The following is an 18,694-nucleotide window of genomic DNA, read 5'->3' on the forward strand; positions in this document are numbered from 1 at the left end:
TGATAGCCTGAGAGAAAAGGAGCTCAGGTTTGATGTAAGCCCGCAACCAAGTGATACTTAGTAACGACCGAGTCAATTCCAAAAACTTTTTGACCGACTCCAAAGAGTATTTGCTAAGCTATGCTTAGCAAATAATTCCGGTTGATCCCGCCGGAGGCCACTGCTATTGGGGTTCGACTAAGCCATGCGAGTCTATGGACTTCGGTCCATGGCGGACGGCTCAGTAACACGTGGCTAACCTACCCTCAGGTGGGGGATAACCTTGGGAAACTGAGGATAATACCCCATAGGGGAAGAGGTCTGGAATGATCCTTCCCTGAAAGGACATCCGCCTGAGGATGGGGCTGCGTCCGATTAGGTAGTTGGTGGGGTAATGGCCCACCAAGCCTACGATCGGTACGGGCCTTGAGAGAGGAAGCCCGGAGATGGGGACTGAGACACGGCCCCAGGCCCTACGGGGCGCAGCAGGCGCGAAACCTCCACAATGCACGAAAGTGCGATGGGGGGACCCCAAGTGCCTATGCACAGCATAGGCTTTTCCCAAGTGTAAACAGCTTGGGGAATAAGGGCTGGGCAAGTCCGGTGCCAGCAGCCGCGGTAACACCGGCGGCCCGAGTGGTGGCCACTCTTATTGGGCCTAAAGCGTCCGTAGCCGGTCCAGTAAGTCCCTGTTTAAATCCTACGGCTTAACCGTAGGGCTGGCAGGGATACTGCTGGACTTGGGACCGGGAGAGGACGAGGGTACTCCAGGGGTAGCGGTGAAATGCGTTGATCCCTGGAGGACCACCTATGGCGAAGGCACTCGTCTGGAACGGGTCCGACGGTGAGGGACGAAAGCCAGGGGCGCGAACCGGATTAGATACCCGGGTAGTCCTGGCCGTAAACTCTGCGGACTAGGTGTCACCTGGGCCTTGGGCCCAGGTGGTGCCGAAGGGAAGCCATTAAGTCCGCCGCCTGGGGAGTACGGTCGCAAGACTGAAACTTAAAGGAATTGGCGGGGGAGCACCACAACGGGTGGAGCCTGCGGTTTAATTGGATTCAACGCCGGGCATCTCACCAGGGGCGACAGCATGATGACGGTCAGGTTGACGACCTTACCTGAAGCGCTGAGAGGTGGTGCATGGCCATCGTCAGCTCGTACCGCGAGGCGTCCTGTTAAGTCAGGTAACGAGCGAGACCCGTGCCCTATGTTGCGACTTCTTCCTCCGGGGAGAAGGCACTCATAGGGGACCGCTGGTGTTAAACCAGAGGAAGGAGCGGGCAACGATAGGTCCGCATGCCCCGAATCCCCTGGGCTACACGCGGGCTACAATGGTTGGGACAATGGGATGCGACCCTGAAAGGGGAAGCAAATCTCCTAAACCCAATCGTAGTTCGGATCGTGGGCTGTAACTCGCCCACGTGAAGCTGGAATCCGTAGTAATCGCAGTTCAACATACTGCGGTGAATGTGTCCCTGCTCCTTGCACACACCGCCCGTCACACCACCCGAGTTGGGTTGAGGTGAGGCCCTAGCCTTTGGCTAGGGTCGAACCTGGGCTCAGCAAGGGGGGTGAAGTCGTAACAAGGTAGCCGTAGGGGAACCTGCGGCTGGATCACCTCCTAAGAAAAAAAGGTCGTTACTAAGCACTAAATGGTTGCGGGCTGAGGATTGGGCCCGTAGCTCAGTTGGGAGAGCGCCGCCCTTGCAAGGCGGAGGCCGTGGGTTCAAATCCCGCCGGGTCCATAACGAGGTTCATAATCCTCACGGGTTATGAACTGAAACCTGATTTAAGATGATGGTTGTGCATAAGCCCCTATATCTGGTGATATCCAAGTATCCCATATATCCATTATCCTATCTGGGGGATGGCTTGGCTTGGAACGCCGATGAAGGACGTGGTAAGCTGCGATAAGCCCATGCGAGGCGCATACAGTCGTGGAACATGGGATTTCCGAATGGGACTTCCTGCCCTTTTGGGCGGTCCGTAAGGATCGGGAACGCGGGGGATTGAAGCATCTTAGTACCCGCAGGAAAAGAAACCAATAGGGATTCCGTTAGTAGGGGCGACTGAACGCGGAACAGGGCAAACTGAATCCCGCAAGGGAGATGTGGTGTTGTAGGGCCCTCTTCAAAACTCAGGAAGGGATGCCGAAGTTGCCTGGAACGGCACACCATAGAGGGTGAAAGTCCCGTAGGTATAACCAACCTGGGTTTGAGGTGTCCCTGAGTACCGTGCGTTGGATATCGCGCGGGAATTTGGGAGGCATCGACTTCCAACCCTAAATACGTTCCAAGACCGATAGCGTACTAGTACCGTGAGGGAAAGCTGAAAAGCACCCTTAATCGGGTGTGAAAAGAGCCTGAAACCAGATAGGGATAGTATGGCATGGCCCCAAAGGCAACTGTTCCGAAGGAACCCCTTGCAAAAGGGTAGTACGAGGAGCAGAGTCCAGGGTTGTGCCGTCCGTTTCGAAAAACGGGCCGGGGAGTGTATGGTTGTGGCGAGCCTAAGACCTTAAAGGTCGGAGGCGTAGGGAAACCGACAAGTCCGCAGGCTTTGCCGAGGGACGGGGTCTTAAGGGCCCGGAGTCACAGCCATACGACCCGAAACCGGGCGATCTAGGCCGGGGCAAGGTGAAGTCCCTCATCAGAGGGATGGAGGCCTGCAGAGGTGTTGCCGTTCGAAGCACTCTTCTGACCTCGGTCTAGGGGTGAAAGGCCAATCGAGCCCGGAGATAGCTGGTTCCCCCCGAAGTAACCCTAAGGTTAGCCGGAGGTTAGGTAGACGGCAGGGTAGAGCACTGATAGGGTGGTTAGGGGGCGAAAGCCCTCGCCATTCTGTCAAACTCCGAACCTGTCGTCGCCGCAGCCTCTGAGTAAGGGCATACGGGTAAGCTGTATGTCCGAGACGGGAATAGCCGCGACTCAGGTTAAGGTCCCTAAGTGCCGGTTAAGTGTGAACACGAAGGGCGTCCTTGGCCTAAGACAGCAGGGAGGTTGGCTTAGAAGCAGCCATCCTTAAAAGAGTGCGTAACAGCTCACCTGTCGAGGTCAGGGGCCCCGAAAATGGACGGGGCTAAATCGGCCACCGAGACCTGAGGGCACCGAAAGGTGATCCGGTAGGGGGGCGTTCTGCGAGGGCAGAAGCTTGGCTGTGAAGTCAGGTGGACCTCGTAGAAATGAAGATCCCGGTAGTAGTAACAGCATAAGTGGGGTGAGAATCCCCACCGCCGAAGGGGCAAGGGTTCCACAGCAATGTTCGTCAGCTGTGGGTAAGCCGGTCCTAACTTCCGAGGTAACTCCTTTGGAAGGAAAGGGAAACAGGTTAATATTCCTGTGCCATCTAAATACACGCGGCAACGCAAGGCCAGTTTCTGACGCTTCAGGGTAGGCCAACTACCTTTGTCTGGGTAGTCAAGTGTATAAGTCCGGGGAGAGTTGTAATAACGAGAACCGGATGAAAGCACGATGAGCTGTCCGTTAGGATGGTTTGGCTGAGCTCTGGAGCCCGTGAAAAGGGAACTGGCATGGATTTTAGATGACCGTACCCAGAACCGACACAGGTGCCCCTAGGTGAGTATCCTAAGGCGTATCGGATGAATCCAGTCGAGGGAAGTCGGCAAAATGGCCCCGTAACTTCGGGAGAAGGGGTGCCAGCGACCTTACTTATATGTGGGGTTGCTGGTCGCAGTGACCAGGGAGGTCCGACTGTTTAATACAAACATAGGTCTTAGCTAGTCTGAAAAGATGTGTACTAAGGCCGACGCCTGCCCAGTGCTGGTACGTGAACCCCGGGTACAACCGGGCGAAGCGCCAGTAAACGGCGGGGGTAACTATAACCCTCTTAAGGTAGCGAAATTCCTTGTCGGGTAAGTTCCGACCTGCATGAATGGCGTAACGAGACCTCCACTGTCCCCGACTGGAATCCGGTGAACCTACCATTCCGGTGCAAAGGCCGGAGACCTCCAGTGGGAAGCGAAGACCCCGTGGAGCTTTACTGCAGCCTGCCGTTGGGGCATGGTTGTGGGTGTACAGTGTAGGTGGGAGCCGTCGAAACCTCCTCGCCAGGGGAGGTGGAGGCAACCATGGGACACCACCCTCCCATGACCATGTCCCTCACCCCAAGTAGGGGGACACCGGTAGGTGGGCAGTTTGGCTGGGGCGGTACCCTCCTAAAAATGCATCAGGAGGGCCCAAAGGTCGGCTCAGGCGGGTCAGGACTCCGCTGTTGAGTGTAAGGGCAAAAGCCGGCCTGACTTGGTTGCCCAAAATACGCAACCAAGAGGCGAAAGCCGGGCCTAACGAACCCCTGTGCCTCACCGATGGGGGCCAGGGATGACAGAAAAGCTACCCCGGGGATAACAGAGTTGTCGCGGGCAAGAGCCCATATCGACCCCGCGGCTTGCTACCTCGATGTCGGTTTTTCCCATCCTGGATCTGCAGCAGGATCCAAGGGTGGGGCTGTTCGCCCATTAAAGGGGATCATGAGCTGGGTTTAGACCGTCGTGAGACAGGTTGGTTGCTATCTGCTGGAGGTGTTGGCTGCCTGAGGGAAAGGTGGTTCTAGTACGAGAGGAACGAACCGCCGGTGCCTCTAGTCTATCGGTTGTCCGACAGGGCATTGCCGAGCAGCCACGCACCAAGGGATAAGGGCTGAAAGCATCTAAGCCCGAAACCCATCCTGAAAACAGGCAGCCAGTCCCTTCGGGGACGAGGGTTCCCGTAGAAGACGGGTTTGATAGGCTAGGGATGTAAGCACCAAGGGTTCGCCCGAGGTGTTTAGTTCGCTAGTACTAACCGCCCGAGGGATATTTGGGATACTTGGACACTTAAAGATATAGGGGCTTATGCATCGGGGAAAAATATATTTTTTTTAAACATATAATCCATATATATTAATATACGAATTTATAATATATCTATTTTAACAGCATATATATTTAGATTAAAGTTTAAATACAACGGAGCTCCTATAAATTTTGTATGATTCTATTTTGAAGAAATAGTTTAGCTACAATAATTATTTTATATTCATAATTTTGAATTTTAAAACTTAGAAGAAAGGAATTTATAAAATTCTAATAATCAGCATCATGAGATATTATTATTGAAAATTTTAAAAAAAAGAAGAAAAATAGATAAAAAAGAAAAAAAGATAAATATTTTATTTTTTCTTAGGCTTTTCAGTTTCTCTCATAATTATTATTTTTTCCGCTTTAATAGTGGCATTTTTTAATATTATTTTTACATTATGTGGAAGCCCTCCAAATCCAGTAGGTAAGTTCATAGTAGAAACAGACATTTCGGTTTCTTCATCTCCGTATAATTCTTCTCTTTCAACTTCTTCTTCATCCGTTCCAACTTCTTCTTCCATACTTCCCCAGTTTTCAACAACAGGGTGGTTTTTATTTTTTAAGAACTCCTGCAACTCAGTTATGTTTGATACGTCTTCTTCTGTTGCTATTTTATCAATCATTTCTTCTAAAATTCCGTCTTTTACTTTCTCCTTTAATTCCTTAGGCAACCAGACAACTCTTTTCCAACCTCCATCTGCTTGGAAGAATTTAGGGGATTTCATATATGATATACTCATACCACAGAATCCCTCAACCTGTCTTCCTCCACTACATTGACCAGCAAGTGCTGAGAATGGAACTCCGATTGGTGTTTCTCCTTTATAACTTCTATCCACTATTCCAAACCCATCAACTTCTGGAATATAGAAGGTAATTGCCTCAAAACAACCACAAGATGTCGAAGGTCTATCCATAACACTGTGTAATGTCATCGCCTCAATGGCCCCCTGGGACCTCTCGTAAATTACATCATTTACTGCATCATATATACCCTTATTTTCATCTAAACAATTTCCTTTTGGGATTTCAAATATTGGACCCTCAGGGTCAATTTTAGATGCTGCCCTTGCATCGAAATAATTTATTCCACCACATAATGCAGGCTTATCTGGTGTAATCACACAGACATGCGTTGGAGCAAAACTCTGACACATAATACATCCATAGAATACATCAACATCTTCTTCATGTAAATTTTTTGTTTTTTCGTCTCTTTTAGCATATATTTCTCTTGCTTTTTCGAGCTCATCCTTGACTACATCTGGTTCAGTTATTAATTTAACCTCAACGTGTTTGATAAATGGAAATTCTGCTTTATATATGTCTTGAATTACCTTACCAATATGTTTTAATTTCAAACCTTTTTCTGCGGAATCTTTATTAATTCTAATCCAAACGCTATCTCTCTGGTTTAAGTGCATAACTCCTTCTATATAGTTAAATATTTCATGAATTCTTCTTTCTAAAACTCCTTCTAAATCTTCTTCTAAGGATTCTCCACCAACATTAACTATTACTGCGAATGGTGTTCTACTGCCTTCTTCCATTTCGTCGAGCTCCTTCCCTATGACATGGATTTTATCAGAAGCATTATCTACAACCCTGACCAATTCAAAACCATAAGATTTGGGGCCCGCCAATTCAGCAAACATGTCAGGTCCTCTGACTCTCTCCCCTTCGTTCATTGGACCTACCGAAACAGGAATTTCTATATTTTCAGCCATTTTTTCACCATTGTCAATACAATATTAAAATTATCATTATTAATCATTATAATTTAAATATTTAATATATAGATATATATACCTTATTGTGAAAAAAATTAAAAATTGTATTACCACTGTAAATAAACTAAAAGAGCTCAGATTAATATAAAATAAATTAGTATTTATAAAAAATTAAAAATTAATGTTATAAAATAATAGATATTGTGTATTCTATTTTTTAGATTTGGATTTTCCAAGGTCTTCTCTTGTAATTATTAGCTCTTCTGCTTTTATTACTACATTTTTCAGTATTATTTTTACATTTGGTGGAAGCCCTCCAAATCCAGCAGGTAGGCTTATTGTAGGAATGGTTATTTCAGATTCGACTGGTGTATCAACAGGTTTTTCTTCCTTCTCCATATCTTCAACTGTTGCATTAATTTCTCCAATTTTTTCCATTACAGGATGTTTTTTATCCATCAAGAATTTTGCAAGTTCTTCTGTATTTGAAACATCCTTTTCTGTTGCTATTTTATCCCTTAATTCTTCTGGAATTGCATCATTAACTTTCTCTTTTAATTCCTCTGGAAGCCAAACGATTTTATCCCATCCTCCATCTCCTTTTAAGAATCTTGGAGACCTCATGTATTCAATGGCTATTCCTACAAATCCTTCTACCTGCTTTCCACCACTGCACTGTCCAGCAATTGCAGAGAATGGGAGACCATATGGAGTTTCTCCCTTAAAGTGTCTATGGACCACACCAAATCCATCCACATCAGGTATGTAAAATACAATTGCCTCAAAACAACCACAGGATGTGCATGGTTTTTCCATGGCACTATGGAGCGCAAATTCTTCAATAGCACCGCCTGACCTTTCCTGAGCAACTTTATTAACGCCCTCATATATTCCAAGTTTTTCATCTAAACATTCCCCTTTTGGAACTTCAAATATTGGTCCCTCAGGGTCCATCTTAGCCGCAGCTCTTGCATCAAAATAGCTTATACTACCACAAAGTGATGTTCTGTCTGGTGTAATCACACATACGTGGCTTGGTGCAAAGCTCTGACACATTACACATCCGTAAAATGTATCCACATCATCTTCACTTAGTGCCCGAGCTCTTGCATCTCTTTCCTTATACCTAACCTGTGCCATTTCAATAGCTTCTTTAACCTTTTCAGGTTCGGTAATAATTTTTACATTGCAGTTTTTAATTATTGGGAAGTGCCCCTTAAATAGAGTTCTTACAACCTCTCCGATGTGTTTCAATCTTAATCCTTTGCTGTAAGAATCTTTATTAATTCTAATCCAAACTTGGTCTCTCTGGTTTAAGTGCATAACTCCTTCTATGTAGTTTAAAAATTCATGCACTCTTCTTTCTAAAACTCCTTCAATATCTTCTTCAAGCCCTTCTCCACTTACTTCAACCACTATTGCAAATGGTATTCTGCTACCTGCTTCTATTTCATCAATATCCTTCCCAATGATTTCAACGCCATCCTCTGCATTTTCATTGACAAGAACAATTTCACAACCGTAGGATTTTGGACCAGCCAATTCTACCTGCATATCTGGTCCTCTAACTCTTTCCCCTTCGTTCATTGGGCCCACTGAAACAGGCACATCAAATTCCGCAACTTTAACCTCGATTCCTTTCATCTTCAAAGCATTTTCTACAATATTTTCTATATCTGAGCTCTCCAATGCACCTTTTATTTCAGGCACAGGATTGTTTGTAATTACTGGAACTCCTGCTTTTATACAGCCCGCACCTGCGGCAAGGGTAATATCATCAACAGGACCCAATGCGACTACAACAGCAGGAACTCTGTTTGTAATATATTCAATGATTTCTTCAGTTTTACCTGGCTCAATGCCACCGTATATAAGGGGAGCTCTTATTGCAAGGTTTGCGGCATGTATTGCAGATGTAATGCCATCACCAACTGGAACAAGGAGTTTATCCAATCCAAATTCTATTCCAGCCTCTTCCATTTCTTTAACAATGTCTCCAATAAATAACCCCAATATATTTCTTTTTTGAATATCTTCAATTAATTTTTTTAATTTTTCCTCATCACCCACTTTACCGATAACCACAAGTATTGCTGGAATTTTTCCTTCGACAAGTGGAACCCCCAAATCTCTTAAAACCTCATCTGGAATAAATCCTACATAGGGAGCTCCGTATGGATTTTCATTTTCTGCATATTTTAATCCCTCAATAGCCTCAGCACATAATAATGTTTTAACCCCTACATCAAGGGCATTATCCAATGTGAGCTCTTCACTAATTTCAAGAGAATTAATTAATTCCCTCAACTGTTCAACATTCTCAATTTTTTTACCCAATAAACCATATATTATTGGAAGATTGTAATTTGTTGTGGGATATCCAACTTTTCTGTTTTCCTTATCAGCTAAAAGTTCTTTGGTTAAATTTAACACTGCCTTTCCGCCAGATATTATATTTTCAACTACCATCATTTCACCAATTTATGCAAATATATGAAAATTATTTACTGAACAATATAAAATCGAATAGTCATTTAAAAATCCTAAAAAATAATATAAATAATTGTTTAATAAATAAAATAAAATAATAAGAATATTTAATAAAAAAATATACTATTATGTTAATATATTAAAAAATAATATACAGGATAAATAATATACAGGAGCTCATATCATAATATTATTAGAAATTAATTTAAACTTCATCTCTCCATTCTTCTGATATTATTTTTATCAGTTTTTTTCTTCGGGCATCTTTAATCATATCAAGGCACTCATCGCAGATTAATTTTAAAGCATTATCCTTACATGCCTCTACACATGCAGGGGTGATTCTGTCAGCATCTAAACACAATGTGCATTTATGTGCCACCATTTCCTCAATATATATTGCTCCAATAGGGCAGGCAATTTCACACATTCCGCATCCTATACATCTTTCTTTATTTACAATAGGGATATTTTCTTTTAAGTATATTGCATTTACTGGGCAAATGTTCATACAAGGGGCACTTTCACACTGCATGCAGAATATTGGAACATTTCCTGCTTTTTTTACTCTACTAACTCCGTGAATTTCTTTACATTTATTTATACAGTCATCACAATTTGTGCATTTTGAAGGGTCAAGAACTACCAGTTTTGGATTCATAATCTCACCTAAGGGGTATTAACAAGCATAACCAATCTTTTAAGTGCTTCAATATGTTCGTTTGTTTCCATATTTGGAAAGGAATAGTGGGCATTTGGATGGTAATATCTATCCAATGTTAAAGTTGTGCATTTTGAAAAATGCTTTAAGTGAGTGATTGCCTGAGCAAGGTAGTAATAGGTAATATCTGAAAATATGACTAAATCATGACCCTCATCAATTACCTTTTTTATAGCAGATAATAAATTCATATCCCTTGGAGTGTATATTTTTTTTATATTTAGGTTCATTAAATATTCATTACACTCCTTCTTTGGCCCCAATATTATTATTGGGTTTTTGCTCCTTTTAATCATGCTCACAGCTATTTTTGTGCTCACAATCTCAGCATGATTTAAATTTGTTCCAGCAGTTGGTTGATATGGTGTGGTTTTTCCAATCATAGTTTCACCAAAAAATTATAATTAATATTGATATTTAGTAAATCAATGTCGGTTCTTTTGGTATTTTTTCTCTCGGTTTCCAGTTCTTTTCTTTCAAATATTCCATTACTTTATCCTTTATCATAAATGGAATATCAGACTCTGTTCTAACGAATTTTTCTAAATCAGGGGGCATGCAACCAAAGTATTTTTCATAAACACTCACATAGTGGTATATTTTCATACTTCTTCCTTTTGAACCATCTGATGCCCTCATACACAATTTTGGAATCATGCATATACATTCTTCCATACTTTCAGCAGGTGTGATTAAGTTCTCAGGCACCGGTTCTACTGGTATTACTTCCTTGGTTCTCTTATCATATACTTCAAAATCATTTCCATCGCTTAAATACATTCTTCTGTATTTTGTTGAATGTGGTCCAACTATTACAGGAATTCCCCATCTATTTACACCAGTTGCAATTGCCGCAGCCTTTTGGCTCATAGCACCCCATGCTATACCAACGGCTCCGACCTTATTCAATATATAATCTGCAACCTCAGCATAGTTCCCTCTCAATGGAAGTTTAGCGAATATATTGGCTACTTTTATGGCAGCTCCTGTAATGTGGCAATTACTTAAACAGCTTCCACAATTTACAAGACCGCCTGCTTTGAATTCCCCAGGATATTTGTCATATAATGTTTTTCCGTCTTTATCTTTCCACATTCCTAACGCCATTGCCGCACATCCTGTTGCCACAACGATATATTTTCTCTCCAAAAATTCCTTTGCAATCATTGCAACCTCTTCTTCACCATTTGGATGGTTAGAACATCCTACCAGTGCAACAATTCCAGGAATGTCTCCAAACACAATCGGAGCTCCTACATTTCTTATTTCAACATCTTGTATAGGACCTCTACCTGCTCTCATTTTAAAGTTTAAATCTTTGAAGAAGTAATCCCCAACTTTTGTTGTCATGGATACTATTGGAAGCTTTCTTTCACATTCGCATTCACACCTTCCACAGCCATAACATTTTTCATACAACTCTATGAATTTATCGAAGTTTCCTTCCTTTGCCCCTATCATTGCATTCATTACCTCAAATGAGTTTGGACATACTCTATCGCACCATCCACATTCTGTACATTGGTTTGCAAGAGCTCTTACCTCATCCAAGGTAGGTAGGCATTTTTCTTTTATATCTTTTCTTTCTTTTGAAATGATTTTTGCCAGTTCAACAGCTACCTTTCCAACTTTATGTTCGTCAAGTATTAATCCAGCTCTATCTCTTAATATTCTACTTATTATCTCATCTTCATCTAAATGGGATAAATCTTCCAATCCTAAGCACATTTTTTCATTTGTGGCTATTAGAACAGCACCAGTATTTACAGCCTCTTCAAGAATATCCGTTCTTATGCACTGCTCATCCACCACTACAACATCTGCAACTCCACTTCTAATAAACATCAACTGTCTTGAAAGAGGTCCTATGACCTTTGCCCTGTCGTTGTATCTACTGACATCTATTGCGGTGCAGCATATCCCGCATACATCTATTTCGTTTTCTAAATTATTATCTTCAATATAATCCATTATTTCAGCACCGGGAACAACATTATGTCCGATACATAAAATTACAGATTTGCTTTTATCAACACATTTAAGCCCCATCTCAATTAATGGTGCATCTATGTCCCCTTTTGGCATGTTGAATCCAACAATCTGGGCAATGTCTCCAATTTCTCTTGCCAAATCATCTATCATTCCAGCGTGCATGGCTTTACTTTCGAAATCTAAATAGCTCCCCTCTTGACCTGTGTGTGTAGCTGAAAGTAAATGTGTAATCTGCTCTTCACAGTAATCCAATACCTTTTCCAAATCTCCGAGAGTTTTTGGTTTTATCCCCATTACCGTTCTTGTAATTGGTGCCTCTACATCTATACTGTTCCCCAGGTCTATTGGATAATCTTTTCCGAATCTTTCTATCAATGTATGCACAACATGCCTACTATGTCCAGCATGGCATGCAGCCCCTATGCAGCATGCTATTAATACAATTCTTGCCTGCTGTGCTTTTATATTGAGACCACAAGCTCCCTTTTTCCCCCTGCTTAAATCACACTTTCCAAAGGTACATAGACAGCACATATCGCAGATTGGCATGTAAAATGGAGGATATCTTTTTAAAAGTTTGAAATCCCATTTTCTCAAATCAGGCACTTTTGGTTTAGGGGTGGGCCCCATAGGCTCCCACTCTTCGTCGGTCTCTTTATAATCCCCTATTTTTATACTGCCGGTTATTTTTAAGTTTTTGGATTTAAGCACTGGCGATACTATTTTTTTTATATCTCCTTCAATTTTCATGATTCCACCAAAATAAGAATTATATCAATATTACAATGGATACTAGTTAATTATCATTATTAATCATTATAATTTACACATAAATAAGATATATATACCTTTTTATTATTTTATAAAAAAATAGTATTACTAAAAATTATATAATCGTCAGGCTGTAAAATTACTTAAAAGATGATTAAACGTTTTTTATGCCATATCTGCCATTAATATTTAATCTTCGTGGTTTTTATTGGAATTATGGGCCTATCTTGCAAATTTTATTTCGGTAAATGACGATATTAGTTGTATTTATATAATACATAGCAATAAATAAATGAAAAAACTAAATAACATTGATTATAAAGATGTGGTAAGAATAAAAATAATAATAAAAACAATAAAAAACAATATATATTTAAAAACAATAAACTATAACAAATTTTGAGGTGAAAAAATGAAAGTATATTATGACGAAGATACAAATTTTGATGCTGTAAAGGATAAAACAATAGCAGTAATAGGATATGGTAGCCAAGGTAGAGCTCAGTCATTGAACATGAAGGACAGCGGTTTAAATGTGATAGTAGGTTTAAGACCAAACGGAGCTTCATGGGAAAAGGCAAAAGCAGATGGACACACAGTAATGACAGTAGAAGAAGCCGCAGAAAAGGCAGACATAATACACATACTCATACCTGATGAAGTTCAGGCAGAAGTTTATGAAAAACAGATAAAACCATACTTAAAAGAAGGAAAAACATTAGGATTTTCACACGGATACAACATACACTACGGATACATTGTTCCACCAAAAGGAGTAAATGTAATTATGGTTGCTCCAAAATCCCCAGGTGCTATGGTTAGAAAAACATACGAAGAAGGTTTCGGTGTTCCAGGTTTAGTATGTGTTGAAAAGGACGAAACAGGAGATGCATTAGATATAGCTCTTGGAATGGCCAAGGCAGAAGGTTTAACAAGAGCAGGAGTAATTAAAACAACATTCAGAGAAGAAACAGAAACAGACCTATTTGGAGAACAGGCTGTATTGTGTGGTGGAGTAACAGAGCTCATAAAGGCAGGATTCGACACACTTGTTGAAGCAGGATACTCACCAGAGATGGCATACTTTGAAACATGCAACGAGTTAAAATTAATCGTTGATTTGATATACCAAAAAGGACTTGCTGGAATGTGGCATGATGTTTCAAACACCGCAGAATACGGTGGATTAAGCAGAAGAGAAAGAATAATAAACGAAGAATCAAGAAAAGCAATGAGAGAAATCTTAAAAGAAATACAGGATGGAAGATTTGCAAGAGAGTGGGCATTGGAAAACATAAGTGGTAGAGCTCACTTAAATGCTATGAGAAGATTGGAAAGCGAGCATTTACTTGAAACAACAGGTAAAAAATTGAGAAAAATGTGTGGATTGGAAAAAGACGAATAAGACGAATAAATTCGATTAATAATATATATTCCAAATATATTTATTTTTTAATTATTAATTTTTAAACTTTAAATTTTAACTTTTAGTGGTATGATGGACTTAATCATTATCCTTTCACTGGTTATTTTGGGAATGTTCATTGGATTTATATCCGGTTTATTGGGAATAGGCGGCGGTTTTATACTTGTGCCAATATTAATCTATTTATTTGACTTCATGGGGGTTTCTGATGATATATCTGTAAAAATGGCAGTAGGAACAAGTTTGTTTGTAATTTTTTTAACTTCAATTGCAGGAGCTCATAAACATAGTTTAAACAAAAATGTAATTTGGAAATACTCATTAATCCTTGGATTATTTGGTATATTAGGTTCAATTGTTGGTGTTAAGGTAGTTGTAGATTATTTAAGTGGAAATTTACATAAAGTATTATTTGGCATATTTTTAATTCTTATTTCATTAAATATAATATACAGCAATTTTAAAGATAAGAATAATTTAGATATGATTAACAATATAATCAATACATGCCATAACATTAATTATAAGAATGTTGGTATTATGGGTTTTTTAACTGGTTTTTTATCATCTATTTTTGGAATAGGCGGCGGAATAATAGTTGTTCCCTTTTTAAATATTTTTTTAAAGTTTCCGATAAAATCAGCAATTGGAACATCCCTTGGCATGATGACCATTATTTCACTTACGGGGTTGTTGGGATATATGATTAATCCCTATCCATTTGATTATAATTTATATAATATTGGGTATGTTTCTTTATTTGCTGGATTGATTGTAGCTCCTATTGCCATGATATTCTCTAAATATGGAGCAAAAATCGCCTATAAAACAAAATCGGAAATTTTAAGAAACATACTGTCAATTATATTGATGATTGTAGGTATTAAGATGGTAATTTAAGATAAAATTACTGAATAACAAATAACAAATAATGATGGTGAGCTCATGAAAACAATACTTGGAAAAATCCATTTAAAATGGTGTAAAAACTGCAATGTCCCAGTTCTTGATAAAAAATGCGGAATCTGTGGATATGATACATTTGATGTAAAATTAACGCCACCAGCTGATGCGAGACCAGCATTTAAAGAAGATATTGTTATGATTAATAATATATTAAAAAATCAATTTGGAGTAAATGACAATATTTTTAAAAATAAAATAATTCTCATAAATAAAATTCCCGGAAAGGACTACATGAAGGAAATAATACTTGATGGAGTTGTTTTTGGGATTTTGAAGTATGATGAAGAAAAAAACAGCTGGTCAATTATACCTACTGTTGAAGGAGCTCGGAGGATAATAAACATAGGAGGTAATAAAAAAATAATTGTTATAAAAAAGGATGTGGTTCCATTTATTCTAAAAAAACATGCATCAGTTCTAAGACCGGGAGTTATATACGCATCAGAGGATATAGAAAAAAATGACGATGTAATTATTTTAGTTGAGAATGAAAATGAAGAAAAAGATGAAAATTATGAAAAATATAAACATGAAAAAAATACCAATCTCAAAGACATAAATGTTTTAGGCGTTGGAAGGGCGAGAATGGACTACAACGAAATAGTTAATTCAGAAAAAGGTATGGTGGCAAAGGTCAGGCATGCCGAAACACCGAAAGAGGCAAACTATTTAAAAGAAACTGGGAATTTTGAAGAATCAATTAAAAAAATGATTGAAGCAAATGAAAATGCAATAAGTAAATTTGAAAGCAATTCAGTAGGATTTATGAGAAATACAATAAAAGAAAGGACAAACAAACCGCCAGTTGTTGCATATTCGGGAGGTAAAGATAGTCTTGTGGTGCTTTTACTTGCATTGAAGGCATTTGAAAATGAAGATATTGATTTTGATGTCTTATTTACAGATACAAATTTGGAGCTCCCAGAAACTTTAAAAAATATATCCGATGTTGAGGAAAGATACAATATAAATATAATTAAAGCAGAATCAACTGATTTTTGGGAAAAACTTGAAGAATACGGACCCCCTGGAAGGGATTACAGATGGTGCAGTGAAGTATGTAAAATGAAGCCCCTTGAAAAAATAATAAACGATAGATACCCTAATGGCTGTTTAACATTTGTAGGTTTAAGGAAATACGAGTCCATGAACCGTTCAAAAAAGCCAAGAATTTGGAAAAGTCCCCATATTGAAAAACAAATGCTTTCCGCCCCAATATTAAACTGGTCTGCCATGCATGTTTGGATTTACCTATTTAAAAACAATGCACCATATAATAAATTATATGAAAAATGTTTTGATAGAGTTGGATGCTATATGTGTCCTGCCATGGAGCTCGGAGAAATTGAATTAATTAAAAAATTATATCCTGAGCTCTGGAAAAGATGGGAAGATTTCTTAATAGATTATGCAAAAAGAAATAATTTAGATGATGAATGGGTGAGAAGCGGTTGGAGATGGAAATACGGAAAGAAGGATAAAGGTTAAAATTAAATTATAATTAAATTTAATTAAAAACCTATAAATATCATCTGAAAAAGATATAAACAAAATAATAAATAGCAGTCAAAGGAGTTGATAAAATGCCAAAAATGGTTCTACTTCCAAAACTTACAATGGCTCTTGGAGGATATATAAGGGAAACTGTCCAGCCTTATGGTGAGGATGAGGCAAAACCATTTCCTTATAGAAATGTAATTGTTGGTAATCCAACGGATGAACCTATAAAGATAGATGTGCCTGCCTATGATGATGAATGGGTGGAGAGACATAAGAATCTTGGTTTAATCGTTGTTCCAGTGAGTGTTGAAGATGATTTTGTGGGAATGTATAAAATGGTTCAGGAGAGAGTAAAAAGGGCTTAATTAATGTGAAGTACCCCACCCTTACGGATGGGGCTTCCTGCTTCACTGAACGAGCTTGCCATCATCGGTAGTTATTAACTACCTAGGTAGGGGCTCACTTCTCCACAGGCTCACCCCCGCCTCCCGCAGGTGCATGAAAATAGTATAGAATGGACTTGGTTTTCGCCCATTGACATATTATACTATTATAACATAGTATTTATATTTTTCGTCGGGTTTCCGAGCAATAGCGAAGGAAAGTAATGAAATGCGAAGCATTTCATCTGATTTCATCCCCTCCCTCACGGGAGGGGTCTTCCCGCCGACATTAGATATATTATAAATTAATGTAATATGTATATATAACAACTTATAGGTTTTATGGTGGATTTTATGATAAAAGGAGTGTTATTTGATTTGGACGACACACTCTACGACTCTTCGAGCTTTGCAGACCGAGCTCGGAGAGAGGCAATAAAAATGATGATAGATGCAGGATTAAATGCCACAGAGGAAGAGGCATATAATATCCTTCAAAGAATAATAAAACAGAAAGGTTCAAATTATAACCGTCATTTTGATGACCTTGTAAAGGCAATTATGGGACATTACGAGCCAAAGATAATAACTATGGGGATAATTACCTACCACAATGTTAAATTTGCTCTTCTAAGACCTTACCCAGATACTATAAAGACACTTATAGCACTAAAAAAAATGGGATTAAAATTGGGAGTAATTACTGATGGCATTACAATAAAGCAATGGGAAAAACTTATACGGCTCGGCATAGTGGATTTTTTCGATGAAGTGGTAACATCAGAAGAGTTTGGACTTGGGAAACCCAATGTAGAATTCTTCGAATACGGCATTAAAAAGATGGGTTTAAATCCAGATGAAGCAGTATATGTGGGTGATAGGATAGATAGGGACATAATTCCCGCCAATAAAGTTGGCATGTGTGCTATTAGAATCTTAAAAGGCAAATACAGGGATGTAGAAGGCGGTGAATGTGTTTATGAAGTAAATAATTTGCTGGAAGTAGTGGATATTGTAAAAAACTTAAAAAGCTAATCGTGGAATTATGTTCAAAGATGTATTAATTAAAATAAACAGTGCAATAGATGCTATAAGAGGATTAACGGCATTTATGACTCGAATACCTATGGGAAATTTTAAAAGTGGTTTCGAAGAGATGTCAAAATATTTAGTGTTTATCATATTCATAGGTATGTTTATAGGATTTATTGGGTCAATTGCATCATATCCATTTTATCATTTGGGAATTAAATCTAACATTATTGTAGGAGCTCTTGTATTGTTTATTATGTTATATATTCAAGGGTTCCATCATGTTGATGGATTGGGGGATTATGGGGATGCCTGGATGGTGATGGGAAGTGCAAGAAAAAAGTTGGATGTAATGAAGGATAAATATATGGGTGTCGGTGCATTTGTGTTTATATTTTTTACGGAGCTCATCTCTGTGGCGTCAATAGGGCATCTATATGAAATAACATATTCGGATTTTTTACTTTTTGTAAAATTTATTATTTTAGTTGAGGCTTGTTCAAGATTGGGGCTTTTAACCTGTGCATGCTGTGGAATACCATCAAAAGACGGCACAGGTAGATATTTTGTTAAAAACACCGATGAATACCATTTATTCATGGGATATTTATTGTTGATGATACTATCATTTATAATGGGCATTCCAAAAATAGGGGTGTTGTGCTCAACATTTGCAGTATTTTTTGGCACTTTCATTGCATGGAATTCAAATAAAAATCTAAAATATGTTACAGGCGATGTCTTAGGGGCATCCAATGAACTAACTAGGGCTTTGGTTTTCATCGTCCTTATATTCTCATTAAATATTTAAATTATAGTTATTTTTATAAAAAGAAAAAAATTATTTT

The 18,694-nt window shown here is 39.4% G+C and carries 11 protein-coding genes, 1 tRNA gene and 2 rRNA genes; 9 read left to right on the forward strand and 5 right to left on the reverse strand.

Translation table 11 applies throughout. The annotated features are described in order from the left end of the window. Window positions 1–134: 134 nt before the first annotated feature. From Mjas_RS03575 to Mjas_RS03585, 3 genes are all read left to right on the forward strand, one after another. Window positions 135–1,603, forward strand: a 16S ribosomal RNA gene (locus Mjas_RS03575). A gap of 49 nt (window positions 1,604–1,652) precedes the next feature. Then, window positions 1,653–1,725: transfer RNA gene (locus tag Mjas_RS03580), tRNA-Ala, on the forward strand. 94 nt (window positions 1,726–1,819) lie between these two features. Then, window positions 1,820–4,799 (forward strand): 23S ribosomal RNA (locus Mjas_RS03585). The 16S and 23S rRNA genes sit together here with 1 tRNA gene alongside, the layout of an rRNA operon. A 347-nt stretch (window positions 4,800–5,146) precedes the next feature. Here Mjas_RS03585 and cdhC read toward each other — a convergent pair. The 5 genes from cdhC to cdhA form a co-directional block, all read right to left on the reverse strand. Then, a complete protein-coding gene (cdhC, locus tag Mjas_RS03590; RefSeq protein WP_421078399.1) occupies window positions 5,147–6,562 on the reverse strand; it encodes a CO dehydrogenase/CO-methylating acetyl-CoA synthase complex subunit beta in 1,416 nt (471 codons plus the stop codon). A gap of 213 nt (window positions 6,563–6,775) precedes the next feature. Then, window positions 6,776–9,034, reverse strand: coding sequence for an acetyl-CoA decarbonylase/synthase complex subunit alpha/beta (acsB, locus tag Mjas_RS03595; RefSeq protein WP_421078400.1), 2,259 nt, complete (start codon window positions 9,032–9,034; stop codon window positions 6,776–6,778). A gap of 226 nt (window positions 9,035–9,260) precedes the next feature. Beyond that, on the reverse strand, window positions 9,261–9,716 hold the full coding sequence (locus Mjas_RS03600; protein WP_421078401.1) for a 4Fe-4S dicluster domain-containing protein: 456 nt from the start codon (window positions 9,714–9,716) through the stop codon (window positions 9,261–9,263). A gap of 8 nt (window positions 9,717–9,724) precedes the next feature. Beyond that, the gene (locus Mjas_RS03605; protein WP_421078402.1) at window positions 9,725–10,159 is read right to left on the reverse strand and encodes a carbon monoxide dehydrogenase beta subunit family protein; all 435 of its coding nucleotides are present in this window, start codon (window positions 10,157–10,159) and stop codon (window positions 9,725–9,727) included. A gap of 34 nt (window positions 10,160–10,193) precedes the next feature. After that, window positions 10,194–12,518, reverse strand: a complete 2,325-nt coding sequence (gene cdhA / locus Mjas_RS03610) for a CO dehydrogenase/acetyl-CoA synthase complex subunit alpha (protein WP_421078403.1) — start codon at window positions 12,516–12,518, stop codon at window positions 10,194–10,196. Between the two features lie 433 nt (window positions 12,519–12,951). On the opposite strand from cdhA, the gene ilvC reads away from it, so the two are divergent. The 6 genes from ilvC to cobS all read left to right on the forward strand — a co-directional run bounded on the left by ilvC (window position 12,952) and on the right by cobS (window position 18,657). Further along, the gene (gene ilvC, locus Mjas_RS03615) at window positions 12,952–13,944 is read left to right on the forward strand and encodes a ketol-acid reductoisomerase (RefSeq protein WP_421078404.1); all 993 of its coding nucleotides are present in this window, start codon (window positions 12,952–12,954) and stop codon (window positions 13,942–13,944) included. A 93-nt stretch (window positions 13,945–14,037) separates the two neighbouring features. Beyond that, on the forward strand, window positions 14,038–14,865 hold the full coding sequence (locus tag Mjas_RS03620; protein WP_421078405.1) for a sulfite exporter TauE/SafE family protein: 828 nt from the start codon (window positions 14,038–14,040) through the stop codon (window positions 14,863–14,865). 45 nt (window positions 14,866–14,910) lie between these two features. Then, window positions 14,911–16,419 carry a phosphoadenosine phosphosulfate reductase family protein gene (locus Mjas_RS03625; RefSeq protein WP_421078406.1) on the forward strand — a complete coding sequence of 503 codons (1,509 nt, stop codon included), beginning with the start codon at window positions 14,911–14,913 and terminating at the stop codon, window positions 16,417–16,419. Window positions 16,420–16,514: 95 nt separating this feature from the next. Continuing rightward, window positions 16,515–16,796, forward strand: a complete 282-nt coding sequence (locus Mjas_RS03630) for an energy-converting hydrogenase B subunit P (RefSeq protein WP_421078407.1) — start codon at window positions 16,515–16,517, stop codon at window positions 16,794–16,796. A gap of 372 nt (window positions 16,797–17,168) precedes the next feature. Then, entirely contained in the window at window positions 17,169–17,849 is a 681-nt protein-coding gene (locus Mjas_RS03635) for a TIGR02253 family HAD-type hydrolase (RefSeq protein WP_421078408.1), read from the forward strand. Between the two features lie 10 nt (window positions 17,850–17,859). Beyond that, on the forward strand, window positions 17,860–18,657 hold the full coding sequence (gene cobS / locus Mjas_RS03640; RefSeq protein ID WP_421078409.1) for an adenosylcobinamide-GDP ribazoletransferase: 798 nt from the start codon (window positions 17,860–17,862) through the stop codon (window positions 18,655–18,657). The last annotated feature ends 37 nt before the right edge of the window (window positions 18,658–18,694 follow it).

The sequence above is a fragment of the Methanothermococcus jasoni genome, from assembly GCF_049075655.1.
Classification (GTDB): Archaea; AGJL01; Methanococci; order Methanococcales; family Methanococcaceae; genus Methanofervidicoccus.

Excerpts from the sequence above, each read along its gene's own strand:
- cdhC (WP_421078399.1), bottom strand. The coding sequence starts at position 6,562 with ATGGCTGAAAATATAGAAATTCCTGTTTCGGTAGGTCCAATGAACGAA.
- Mjas_RS03600 (WP_421078401.1), bottom strand. The coding sequence starts at position 9,716 with ATGAATCCAAAACTGGTAGTTCTTGACCCTTCAAAATGCACAAATTGT.
- cdhA (WP_421078403.1), bottom strand. The coding sequence starts at position 12,518 with ATGAAAATTGAAGGAGATATAAAAAAAATAGTATCGCCAGTGCTTAAA.
- Mjas_RS03630 (WP_421078407.1), top strand. The coding sequence starts at position 16,515 with ATGCCAAAAATGGTTCTACTTCCAAAACTTACAATGGCTCTTGGAGGA.
- Mjas_RS03625 (WP_421078406.1), top strand. The coding sequence starts at position 14,911 with ATGAAAACAATACTTGGAAAAATCCATTTAAAATGGTGTAAAAACTGC.
- acsB (WP_421078400.1), bottom strand. The coding sequence starts at position 9,034 with ATGGTAGTTGAAAATATAATATCTGGCGGAAAGGCAGTGTTAAATTTA.
- Mjas_RS03620 (WP_421078405.1), top strand. The coding sequence starts at position 14,038 with ATGGACTTAATCATTATCCTTTCACTGGTTATTTTGGGAATGTTCATT.
- ilvC (WP_421078404.1), top strand. The coding sequence starts at position 12,952 with ATGAAAGTATATTATGACGAAGATACAAATTTTGATGCTGTAAAGGAT.
- Mjas_RS03635 (WP_421078408.1), top strand. The coding sequence starts at position 17,169 with ATGATAAAAGGAGTGTTATTTGATTTGGACGACACACTCTACGACTCT.
- Mjas_RS03605 (WP_421078402.1), bottom strand. The coding sequence starts at position 10,159 with ATGATTGGAAAAACCACACCATATCAACCAACTGCTGGAACAAATTTA.
- cobS (WP_421078409.1), top strand. The coding sequence starts at position 17,860 with ATGTTCAAAGATGTATTAATTAAAATAAACAGTGCAATAGATGCTATA.